The 11,689-nt window shown below is 69.8% G+C and carries 8 protein-coding genes; 5 read left to right on the top strand and 3 right to left on the bottom strand.

Annotation, left to right across the window (positions count from 1 at the left end; genetic code table 11):
• Positions 1-122 precede the first annotated feature (122 nt).
• Entirely contained in the window at positions 123-731 is a 609-nt protein-coding gene (locus NLI01S_RS16210) for a TetR/AcrR family transcriptional regulator (protein ID WP_067605267.1), read from the bottom strand.
• A 112-nt stretch (positions 732-843) separates the two neighbouring features.
• Here NLI01S_RS16210 and NLI01S_RS16205 point away from each other — a divergent pair, with 112 nt between their 5' ends.
• Both NLI01S_RS16205 and NLI01S_RS25775 read left to right on the top strand, forming a co-directional pair.
• The gene (locus tag NLI01S_RS16205) at positions 844-2,067 is read left to right on the top strand and encodes an MFS transporter (protein WP_067605265.1); all 1,224 of its coding nucleotides are present in this window, start codon (positions 844-846) and stop codon (positions 2,065-2,067) included.
• 378 nt (positions 2,068-2,445) lie between these two features.
• Positions 2,446-2,550, top strand: coding sequence for a winged helix-turn-helix transcriptional regulator (locus NLI01S_RS25775; protein WP_157091053.1), 105 nt, complete (start codon positions 2,446-2,448; stop codon positions 2,548-2,550).
• A gap of 126 nt (positions 2,551-2,676) precedes the next feature.
• On the opposite strand, the gene NLI01S_RS16195 is transcribed toward NLI01S_RS25775, so the two are convergent.
• A complete protein-coding gene (locus tag NLI01S_RS16195) occupies positions 2,677-3,969 on the bottom strand; it encodes a S8 family serine peptidase (protein ID WP_067605263.1) in 1,293 nt (430 codons plus the stop codon).
• A gap of 119 nt (positions 3,970-4,088) precedes the next feature.
• The gene (gene eccCa, locus NLI01S_RS16190) at positions 4,089-8,075 is read right to left on the bottom strand and encodes a type VII secretion protein EccCa (protein ID WP_067605277.1); all 3,987 of its coding nucleotides are present in this window, start codon (positions 8,073-8,075) and stop codon (positions 4,089-4,091) included.
• A gap of 305 nt (positions 8,076-8,380) precedes the next feature.
• On the opposite strand from eccCa, the gene eccD reads away from it, so the two are divergent.
• The 3 genes from eccD (at position 8,381) to NLI01S_RS16175 (ending at position 11,633) form a co-directional block, all read left to right on the top strand.
• A complete protein-coding gene (gene eccD / locus NLI01S_RS16185; protein ID WP_067605261.1) occupies positions 8,381-9,781 on the top strand; it encodes a type VII secretion integral membrane protein EccD in 1,401 nt (466 codons plus the stop codon).
• A gap of 3 nt (positions 9,782-9,784) precedes the next feature.
• Entirely contained in the window at positions 9,785-11,248 is a 1,464-nt protein-coding gene (eccB, locus tag NLI01S_RS16180) for a type VII secretion protein EccB (protein ID WP_067605259.1), read from the top strand.
• A gap of 61 nt (positions 11,249-11,309) precedes the next feature.
• Complete coding sequence (locus tag NLI01S_RS16175; protein ID WP_067605257.1) at positions 11,310-11,633, top strand: hypothetical protein; 324 nt, start codon at positions 11,310-11,312, stop codon at positions 11,631-11,633.
• Positions 11,634-11,689 lie beyond the last annotated feature (56 nt).

Genomic DNA, 11,689 nt, shown 5'->3' with positions numbered 1-11,689 from the left:
GCCCCACCAACAAGCCGAAACCCCACCAGCCTTCCGCGTCTCCGACCGTCCCCGACCCCCTGCCCCGACCCGCCCGGCTCGGCTCGGTCACCCGTCCGCAGCGCTGATCCCGTCAGTAGCGGTCAGGAAGGGTTGTTCGTCCCCTTCGGATCATTAGCCTCCGCTTCTCTGGTATCCATCGCCGCGCTGATCGCGTGGACCGCCGCCGCCACAACCTTCCTCTCCGGCGGGGTCCTCTCGAAGGTGGCGTGCATGGGCCACCCCTCGATGAGCACGTCCAAGGCCTTCGCCGTGTTCGGGGAGAAGTGCAGTCTGAGGCTCTCCCGGCCGGTGTACAGCCAGGACCGGGTCAGGTCCGCGACGGCATCGTTGTGGTGGGCGTAGGCGTACATCTCGAAGAGCAGCACCATCTGTTCCTTCGGCGCGTATGTCGGGCCGCAGATCAGGTCCACCACCGCGTCCTCGGCCTCCGCGCGGGAGAAAGCGTTCTCCAGACGTTCCCGGTATTGGGCGCACATGTGATCCACGAGTCGGGTGAAGGCACGGGCCAGGACGTCGTCAAGGTTGGTGAAGTGGTAGGTCACCGAACCCAAGGGCACCCGGGCTCGGGTGGCGATGCGTCGGTGCGTGGTGCGGTACACGCCATGTTCTGCGATGACTTCGAGGGCGGCGTCGAGGATGCGGGCTTTTCGGTCGGGGTCGTTCGGAACATCCCGGCGGCTTCTCGGCATGGGCCGGATTCTAGGCGGTTGACTTCACCGGAACCAAGTGCGTACTTTTGTACACTCTTGGACGCCTCCTGGCTCCGACTTCCCAACCTCCCACCGCTCGAAGGTCGACCGCATGCCCCATTCCGCGCTCAAGCGGCGCAACGCGTTGTTCGTGCTGTTCCTTCTTCCCGGGTTGGGGATGTCGTCGTGGGTGACCCGTACACCCGACGTGCGCGACCTCGTGGGCGCCAACACCGCTCAGATGGGGCTCATCCTGTTCGGGCTCTCGGTGGGGTCCATGGTCGGGATCCTGAGCGCGGGGCCACTGGTCTCCCGGTTCGGGACACGACCGATCATCGTGGCGGGCATGCTGTCGATCACCTTGGGTGTGGGCATCGTGGGCCTGGGAGCGGCGATCGGTAACGGGGCGCTGGTCGCGTTCGGGTTGGCGCTCTTCGGGCTCGGGATGGGTGGCGGGGAAGTCGCCATGAACGTCGAGGGCGCCGAGGTCGAACGGTTGCTGGTCCGGTCGGTCATGCCCGCCATGCACGGGTTCTTCAGTCTGGGGACGGTCGTCGGCGCCTGCTTCGGCATGCTCATGACGGCCCTGCGATTCCCCGTCGTCGCCCACATGGGCCTGACGAGCGCCCTCATCCTGGCCGGGCTGGCGCTGAGCACCCGACACATCCCCGCCGGATTCGGCCGTCGAGAGCCGGCCGTCCACACCGCCACCGAACCCGCACCGAAGGCGGCCCCGTGGCGGGACACCCGTCTGCTCTTCATCGGTGGTGTCATCCTGGCCCTGGCGATGGCCGAGGGGACGGCCAACGACTGGCTGCCGCTGGTCATGGTCGACGGACACGGGTTCGACGCGGCCTGGGGTTCGGCGGTCTTCGCCGTGTTCGCCATGGCGATGACACTGGGCCGCTTCGTCGGTGGTTCGTTCGTCAACAGGTTCGGTCGTGCCCCGGTGCTGGCCGCCAGCGCGGTCATCGGGGCCTTCGGCATGGCGGGGGTCATCTTCATCGACCATCAGCCATGGGTCGTGGTCTCGGTGGTGCTTTGGGGCCTGGGCGCATCACTCGGCTTCCCGGTCGCGCTGTCGGCGGCGGGCGACACCGGGCGCGAAACCAGTGGGGCCGAGACCGCGGCCCGGGTCTCCCTCGCCGCCACGATCGGCTACATCGCCTTCCTGGTCGGCCCGCCCGTCCTGGGGATCCTGGGCGAGCAATTCGGTCTTCGCACGGCCATGATCATGGTCCTGGCGCTGGTCATCGTGGCGGTGCTGCTCACCCCCGCCGCCGGTACGCCGCGCGAACGGAGGATGGAGCCGGTGGAGGACCGGGGCCACGTCTGAGCCCCGAACCTTCGCCGTCCGCGTCGGATCCCTTCGCCTACTCGGAGTCCTTCCGGTCCTGGTGACCGGGGCGCGGGAGTCTCCCGGCCTCGGTACCCCGCAACCGGGCCTACCCTTCCGGTTGGGCGCCCCGCCCTTCAGAGGTCCGGAACGGACGATGCGGGGCCGACCCCCGTCGGATCGATGCAGGGCCCACCGGGCGCGCGTCTCGGTCGAGGGTGGCCTCCGCATGGACGAAATCACCCTTGCCCGATCCGGCCGTTCCCAGATCGCCGGTGAGCATCGTGAGCGGTTGGACCGGGTGCTCGGCAAGCTCTGCGAGGGCCCGCGTCGCAGAAGGCCCTGACCACGACGCTGCGTCGGCTGGAGCGCAACGGCATGGTCGAACGAGTGGTCATCGGCACCCGGCCGGTCGCCGTCGAGTACCGCATCAGCGCGCTGGGGAGCACGCTTCAGGAGCTCATCGACGCGCTTTTCGGTTGAACCACCACGTATATGCCGGAAGTGGATCGGGTCCGGGAGAGGTTCGATGACGAGCACGATCTCCAGGGGAGAAGCGTGAGGGGCGACCGGTTCCGGGGAGAGTGGGATACGCGGCCGGGGCATGGATCAGGATGGATGCTTGGGTGCCGGGTCCAGCGCCCGACGCTCTCCGGAGCGGGCGGCCCGCCATGCGCGTTCGCGGCCCCGGGGGACCAACGCGCCGGCGGCGACGGTGGTGAGGATGAGTGCCACCGCGCCGCCCACCACCGCCATTGTGCCGGGCAGGGACACCTCGCCCGGTCCGGGGTCGGACACGAACGCCGTACCCGGGGAGGGGTTCTCCCCGGACATGATGGGAGCGGTGGTGAGTGCGCCGACCGGGTCCACTCGCCCGCTGCCGCGCATCGTGTCACCGCGCCCATAGGGCGAGGAGTAGGCGGTGGCCAACAACCGTTCTCGGACATCGGATGCCGACAGGTCGGGGTCGTAGGAGCGCAGGAGGGCGGCGGTGCCTGCGACGAATCCGGCCGCGACGACGTCCCCGGAGCCCACGAAGTGTCCGTCTCCCCCTGGCCCGACGCTGATGACCAGGTCGCCGGGGGCGGTCAGGTCCACTCGCGCCGGCACACCGTTGGAGTCCAGCGCCGGGGATCCGGCGACAGGGGTGCCCTCCACCCCCACGGCGGCCACGCTGACCGCCTCAGGGTGGTTTCCCGGTGAGGCGGGGAAGGAAATACCGTTGGCGGCGACCGTGGCGGGTGCCACAACGAGCACGTCGGCCTCGGTGGCGGTGTCCACCGCTGCTTCCAGTGCGCGGCTGGATTCAGCGATGGCCGCACCGATCAGGACGACCTGGGCTCCTTCGCCGACCGCCGTGTCGATGCCGTCGGCGATGTCGCCCGCGGTGGCGGCACCCTGGTCGTTGGTCACGGGGACGTCGAGCACCCGTGCGCCCGGGGAGACCCCCCTCAGCCCGCTGCCGTTCTGCGCGCGGGCGGCGATCAGCCCGGCCAGGAAGGTACCGTATCCTCGACAATCGTCGCCACCGGAGTCGACCAGCGCCATGCTGAGCGCGGTGGCGTCGGCGTCGATTCCGCTACTGAGGACGGCGACGGTGACGCCGTCCCCCTCCGACAGGTTCCAGGCGCTGGTCAAATCGAGCAGCGGGGTAGTCCACGGCTTCTCCGACACCACCGTGGACGAGGCGGCCACGCACTCTCCGTCGGGTGCGACGCCGATCGCGGGAAGTGCCTCCGATTCCGGCTCCGCGGCTCCGTTCGGGGAGGCCTCCGAGGAAGGCTGCGCCGTGTCCGCCGAAGCGGGCGAGACGGGGGCGGCCGCCAAGCCGGCGCAGGCGGCGGACAGCGCGGCGGCGGTCGCGAACCGCACTGCCAGGGCCGTCCTGTTCCACAAGGTCATGGGGCACTCCATAAGCTGTCAGGTGACCGGGGTGAGTTCGCACGTGGGAAGGGCCGACTCCCCTCGGCGATCCCGGACCGTGGGGCCGAGGCTTCGAGTGAGGTGTCGGCCCCGCGACCTCAGTCCTCTTCTTCCATGCCCTCGGCGATCGCGAGCTGGACCGGGACCGGATCGCGGCGGGAGATCCACAGGGCCCGGCCCGGCGACATGCGTTGGGCGCGCACGTTGCCGAAGAGCACGCCCTCCGATGGCGGGCTCGACAGCAGGATGCTGGGAGTGTTGCTCTCGATGAGCGACCGAATCGCAGGGTCGGAGGTGGCGCGGCTGAAGCCGCCCGCGGCCCGCGCCATGATGAGGTGCATGCCGATGTCGGCGGCCTGCGGCAGCATCTCGATGATCGGCGCGAGCGGGCTTCCTCCCCCGGCGCCGGAGACCAGGTCGTAGTCGTCGATGACGATGAACAACTCCGGGCCGCTCCACCAGTCGCGGCGGCGCAGCCGGTCAGGGGTGATGTCGGGCCCGGGCAGTCGAGCCTTCATGGCGTGCGCGGCGGCGCCCATCATCTCGCGAGCGCTCTCCGACGACACCGCGTAGCCGAGCTGCTGCTCCTTGGGAATCGCGTCGAAGAGTTGGCGGCGTAGGTCCACCAGCACCACTCGTGCGCTCTCGGCGGAGTAGTGCTCGCGGACGGCGTTGGTGATGTGGTGCAGCAGCGTGGTCTTACCGGTCTCGGTATCACCGATGACCAGCAGGTGCGGGGTGGTGGAGAAGTCGTGCCAGAACGGGCGCATGCCCCGTCCCTCCAAGCCGAGTGGGATCCGAATCCCGCCGAACTCGGTGAGTTCGGCCGCGGGGAGTTCGGCGGCCAGAAGCCGGGTCGGCAAGGTGCGCACGGGCGGGGCGCTGGGACCGCTCCAGGCCCCGGTCACTCGGCCGACCAGCTCGGTGACACCCACCGAGAGCGAGACCGGATCGCCGACGCCATCGGCGCGTGGCAGGCCGGTCAGGAAGTGGTACTGGTCGAGGGTGAGGCCCCGTCCCGCGATCCGCGGCACGGTCTGGGCCTTGCGCATGTTGACGTTGGAGTCGACGGCGTCGCCCAGCCGTAGTTCGAAGCGACTGCCCAGCAGGTCGCGCACCCCGGAGTGGATGTCGGCCCAGCGGGGCGAGGCGACGACGAGGTGCACGCCGTAGCTCAGCCCGCGCTGGGCGAGCTGGGTCAGCGGGGTGACCAGGTCCATGAAGTCCTGGCGGATCGTGGACCAGCCGTCGATCACCAGGAACACGTCGCCGTAGGACTCTTCTGAGAACTCCCCGGCGGCGCGGCGCCGCCGGTAGGTGGCCATCGAGTCCACCCCGTGCTCGGCGAAGAATTGCTCGCGATGAGTGATGATCTCCATCATCTCCGACACGGTCCGGTTGATACGGGCGGTGTCCATCCGCCCGACCACGCTGCCCACGTGGGGTAGGCCGCGCAACGCCTGGAGAGCACCGCCGCCGAAGTCGAGTACGTAGAACTGCGTCTGGGCGGGGGTGTTGGTGAGGGCCAGGGCACAGATCAAGGTGACCAGCATGGTGCTCTTACCGCTCTGGGGGCCGCCTGCGATGCCGATGTTGCCGCCCGCGCCGAGCAGTTCGGCCTTGAGTGGCAGCCGCAGCTGCTCGAAGGGTCGGTCGATGACGCCGAGCGGGACCTCCAGCAGCGGTTCGGACGACCACGCGGGACCGCTGTCCGGGAGTGGGCGGCCGATCATGGAGAGTAGTTCGTCCAGGGTGGGCGGCACGCCGAGCGGCGGCAACCAGACCTGTCGTGCCGGGGGACCTACATTGTGCAGACGCTCCAAGGCGACGTTGAGCAGGCTCTCGGTGTCTTCGTCCTCCTCTCCTTCGGCTATGGGCTCGGGCGCCGGGGTGGGGGAGCGGTCGGCGACGTAGCCCGACAGGAAGGGGACGATCTCGGTGGCCGCGGTGGCCTGGGGGCCGCTGCGTCGACGTACCCGGTAGGCACCGGAGACGTAGGCGGCCTTGAACCGGGTCAGCTGGTCGGTACCGGTCTTGAGGAACCCGTTTCCGGGCGCCGGGGGGAGCTGATGGGCGTCGGGCACACCCAGGACGCTGCGACTCTCGATCGCGGAGAAGGTGCGCAGCGCGATCCGGTAGGACAGGTGGCTCTCCAACTGGTGGATCCGGCCCTCGTCGAGGCGTTGGGAGGCCAGCAGCAGGTGCACGCCCAGGCTGCGGCCCAAGCGCCCGATCATCACGAACAGCTCCATGAAGTCCCGGTGGGCGGCCAGCAGTTCGCTGAACTCGTCGACCACGACGAACAGCGTGGGCATGGACTCCATCGACGGGTTGGCCTGGCGGGCCTTCTCGTACTCGTGGACGGAGCTGAAGTTGCCGGCGGCGCGCAGTTGCTCCTGGCGGCGGATCAGCTCACCGTGCAGGGCGTCCTGCATGCGTTCGACGAGGGTGACCTCGTCGGCGAGGTTGGTGATCAGGGCCGAGGTGTGGCGCAATTTGTCCAGGCCGATGAAGGTCGCGCCGCCCTTGAAGTCGACGAGGACGAAGTTCAGCGTATCGGGGGAGTGGGTGAGCGCCAGTGACAGCACGAGTGTGCGCAGCAGTTCGCTCTTACCGGAGCCGGTGGCGCCGATGAGCATGCCGTGCGGGCCCATTCCGCCCAGCGCGGACTCCTTGAGGTCGAGTTCGAGGGGGGCGCCGTTCTCCTCGACGCCGATGGGCACCGCCAGTCGCGAGTCCTGGTGCAGGTCGCCCCACAGCCGCTCGGTGTCGTGGACGTGCATGTTGGGGATCCCCAGCAAGGAGGTCAGCTCGAAGTCGGTGACCAGCGGCTCGACCACCTCGATGGCCATGCTCATGCGGTAGGGGGCGAGTAGCCGGGCCAGCGCGTGGACGCGCGCGGGGCTGAGAGTGTCGGGGCGGCCCAGTGGGGTGAGGGTGCGCCGCCCGCTGTGGTCCTGGCCGACCACCTCCAGAGCGTCGGGCTCAACCTTCAGCCCCAGGGTGAAGGGGGTGCCGTCCCAGGGCAGCGGGTCGTCGATGTGCACTATGACGGTGTTGCGGTAGCCGCCGGAGTCGAACCGGGTGGCCGATTGCGCTCGCCCGCTGTCGACGACGATGACGATGAAGGGCTCTTCGCGGGAGGGGGAACCGCCGGGCTCGAAGCGGGAGCGGTCGGCCAGGTCGGGGCCGATGATGCGCTCCAGCTCGTCGGGGTCGCTGCCGATCAGCCGGACGGGGCCGGCACCGTCTCGGTCGGTGGGGTGCATCGCGTGGGGCAGCCACTTGACCCAGTCCCAGGCGGCGAGGTGTTCGTCGGCTGCGCACACGGCGATGCGCAGTTCGTCGTGTGCGTGGAAGACGGCGAGCTGGCCGATCATGGCGCGCACCATGGCGCGTGAGGCCTCGGCGTCGCCCTCTAGCGAGATACGGGCGTATCCGCGCAGGTAGACGGCGACGGGCTGGTCTTCGACGGTGGCGTAGGCCCGGATGAAGCGGCGCAGCGCGTGGGCGCTGAGCGGTTCGAGGTCCTCGACCGGTTTGGTGGACAGCGGGGCGATGCGCATGCGCATCGCCTGCTCGCCCACCGCCAGCCGGACCTCGGCGAAGTCATCGTGGGTGGAGCGGCGCTCCCACAGCCGGGAGGTACGCACCAGGGCCCATAGGGCATCGGGGGCGGGGGCACGCCACAGCATGGCGTCGCGCTGGGAGGTGACGACCTCGCGCGCCTTGGCTCGGCTCTGGGTGAGGTAGCGCAGGTAGTCGCGGCGATCGCCGTTGAGTTGACGCTTGCGCTCGCTGCGGGCGCGCACGTACTGGCCCACCAGCATGGCGACGGCGCCCAGCAGCATCATCCCGCCGGCGACGTAGGGCATGAAGGTGTTCACGGCACTGCCCTGGGCACCGGGCCGGATGAACAGCAGGACCATCGCCATCGAGGTCATGGCCATCGGCAGGTAGTTGAACACCGCCGACATGGTCGATTGCTCCTCGGGGAGCTCGGGCGGCTCTTGGAGCTGGAACTCTCCGTCAGGCATGTCCGGCCCGGGGCGGCGGGACGGTCGGCGGACGAGGATGGTGCTCACGGAGGCGATCGTCTCCTGGCGGTTGAGGCGGGGATCGGCGGCGCGGAGGGTCCGGAGAGGGCCGCACACGGGTGTCAGTTCCTGGCGGGAACCAGAATTATGTCCGCAAACCAACATAAAGCCAACAGGACACAACATTTATTCCCACATGGTGCCAATTTCGGTCCGACGGTGTTACCGTTGCGAAAGTCGTTGGATCATGAGGTTTCCTGCCAGTTACCGAGTGTAGTGTCCGCTTCCTCCCCCGGGTAGCACGAGACAGCACCATCGGTGATCCCGCCTGCGTCCCGAGTAGTAAGAACCAGATGAGCGACTCCTTCGCCCCCGACCTTTGCCGACTCGTCATCCGTGCCCCGGACCGCACCTTCGAGATCGCGGTTCCCAGCGACGTTCCGTTGGCCGAGCTACTGCCCACGATCGTCCTCTACGCCGAAGGCGATGGCGGTGAGGACCTCGACGAGGGTGGGCTCGAACACGACGGCTGGGTCCTCCAGCAACTCGGTTCGCCCGCCCTGGAGGAGGACGGCACCATACAGACCCTGGGTCTCTACCACGGTGAGACCCTCTACCTGCGCCCGCGCCGCGACCAGCTCCCGCCCCTGCACTTCGACGACCTCATCGACGGCGTGGCCACCGGTATGGCCGAGCGCAGTCACGCTTGGCGCCCCACCTACACCCGCCGACTGCTGCACGCGCTGAGCCTGTTCACCCTGTTCACCGGGTTCGTCCTGCTGGCGATGGGCGGCATGAACGGGCTCACCGCCCTGATCGCGGGCGGCGCCGCCGTCATTTTGCTCTTGGGCGCGTGGGCCGCGTCCCGGGCGATGGGCGACCTCACCGCCGCCACCGGCTTGGCCGCCGCCGCCGTGCTCTACACGGGCCTGGCCGGGGCCGCCATCCCCACCGGTGATCCCGGCGTGCCCCTTCTGGGCGCCCGTGCCCTCGCGGCCTGCATGGCCGGCGCGGGCGCCACCGTCCTGGGCTTGGCGGCCGTCGCCGGGGCCGTTCCGTTCTTCGCGGGTCTCATCGTCTTCGAGGTCTTCGGGGCGGTCTCCGCGGTGACGCTGATGCTGGCGCCCGGTCTGACCATGACCGGCATCGCCGGGGCCGTCAGCGCCCTCGCGATCCTGCTCGGCACCTTCGCCCCCGCCATCGGCTTCCGTATCTCGGGGCTGCGGCTGCCCCCGCTGCCGTCCAACCCACAGCAGCTCCAGGAGGCCATCGACCCCCACCCCGCGCGCGACGTCCTCGACCGCACCGCGCTGGCCGACAGTTATCAGGGGGCCGTGCTCGCGGCCACCGGCGCGCTCCACGTGGTGGCCCTACTCATCCTGGCCTCGGGGCCCGGCTGGCTGCCGGTCACCCTCGGCGTGGTGGTGGCTCTGGTCCTGCTGCTGCAGAGCCGTGGCCTGGCGGACGCCTGGCAGAAGCTCTCCCTGACGGCCCCCGCCTGCGTCGGCCTCGCCTTCATCGTCATCGCCGCCGTGGCCGACACCAGTACTCTGTGGAGGTCGCTGGCCCTCCTGGGCGTCTTCGCCGTCGCCGCAGGCCTCACCGTCCTGGCGTGGACGATCCCGGGCAGGCGCGGCCTGCCCCACTGGGGTCGCGCCGCCGAGATCATCCAGCTCCTCGCGGCCATCGCCATGGTCTGCTTGGTCTTCGGCAACCTCGGCCTGTTCGGCCTGCTCCGCGGGATCGGGGGCTGAGCAGTGCAGACGCGCCGCGACCAGGTCGTCGCCCACAACTTCATGGTGGGCCGCCTGGGCACCGCCATGCTGGAGGCCGACCCCGACGCCATCGACGCACCCATGCAGCGCACCCGGCGCGGGGCCTTCATCGGGCTGGCCATAGCAGCCCTGCTGTGCGTCGGGTTCCTGGTCTTCGGACTGATCTTCCCGGGAGGCAATACCTCCTGGCGCACCGAGGGCGCCCTCGTCCTGGAACGCGAGACCGGCGCCACCTACCTCTACTCCGGTGGCGTCCTGCGCCCCGTCGCCAACTACGCCTCGGCCCGGCTGGTCCAAGGTAGTCAGATGACCGTCCGTTCGGTCAGCGCCGATTCGTTGGCCGGGGTCCCCAAGGGCGGCCCCGTCGGCATCCCCGGCGCTCCCGATTCCCTGCCCGACGCCGAAACCATGTCCTCGGCCCTCTGGCGTGTGTGCGCGGTTCCCCCGGCGCAGGAGGACGGCGAGCCGCGAACCGCCCTGTCCATCGACGCGACCCCCGACGACGGCGCCCTGCCCACCGAGTTCGCGGTACTGGTCGAAGGCCCCGACAACGATCACCACCTGCTCTGGAACGGCACCCGGCTGCGCCTGGACGAGGAGAACGGTGCTCTCCAAGCTCTGGGCTACGGCACCAGCCCGGCCCGGAGCGTCAGCCGCGCGTTCCTCGACTCGGTTCCATCCGGGGGCGACCTCGCAGCCCCCGAGGTCCCCGGCGGGGTCGGCGAACAGAGCCCTGAGATCGGCGGCGAACGGCGTGTCACCGGCCAGGTCTTCGTGGTGCGCGGCGACGGAGACGCCGACCAGTACTACCTGCTCGGCGGCGGGGGCCTGGTCCCGGTCAGCGCCGTCCAGTCTCGGCTGGCACTCGCCGACACGCGCATCACCGACGACGCCTACGGTGACGCCGCACCTGAACCCGTCGCGCTCAACGCCGCAGACGTCCAGCGCAACCTGGCCGAGAACGCGGCCGCCATCGACGACGGGCTCCCGGTCACCCCGCCCGAGCCGGCGGCCACCGACGGGCAGGCGCCGTGCATGCGCGTCTCCGCCGACGGTGACGCTCAGCTCGTCCTACATCCGCTGGAGGCGGTGAGCGCCTGGCCGGTCCAGGACCGGCCCCACACCGCCCACGGCTGTCCCACCGCCGACCTCATCGGCATCCCCGCGGGGACCGGCGCGATCGTCCGCGCCGAGCCCACCGGGGGATCGGCCTCGGATCCCACCTACTACCTGGTGACCGACGCCGCCACCAAGTACCCGTTGCCGTCCGCCGACACCGCTGGGGAACTCGGCTACTCGGCCGAGGCCGCCGCGCGCGTTCCCACCTCGCTGCTGCGCCTGCTGCCCACCGGGCCGCTCATGTCGGCCGAGGCCGCTGCCCAGCCGGTTCCGGCGACGGCCGCCCCGCCCGCCGCGGCCGGATGCGGCGAGCGGGAGGGAACCTGACCGCACCACCACGCAACCACGATCGGGGTCCAGTACCCCTTAACCGAAAGGAGAGGTGAACATGGTCCAGACCACCAGTACCGAACACGGCATGAGCACGGGCCGGATGGCGATGGAGACGGCCTACAACGAGTGCAACGCCGTCTACACCAAGGTCGACTTCCTGCGCGACTCCCTCAAGAGCACCTGGGTCGGCGGCGCCGAGCAGGGCTATGAGACCGCACTGGTGAAGTGGCTGGAGGAGCTGCGGCTGATCGTCAACGGCATGAACAACATGATCGGCACCTTCGGCGGTACCACGCGAGGCATGTTGAACCTGGAAGACGAGAACCTCGTGCTCTCCTCCACCTGGAATAACCAGCTCAACCCCAACCAGGGCGGCTGAGCGGAGCAAGGCGATCCCATCTGAGCGCTTTCCCCCTCCTCCCTGCGACGACCGCC

Source organism: Nocardiopsis listeri NBRC 13360 (assembly GCF_001570765.1).
In the GTDB taxonomy this organism is placed as follows: Bacteria; Actinomycetota; Actinomycetes; order Streptosporangiales; family Streptosporangiaceae; genus Nocardiopsis; species Nocardiopsis listeri.
This window is presented reverse-complemented; position numbering and strand designations above follow the sequence as displayed.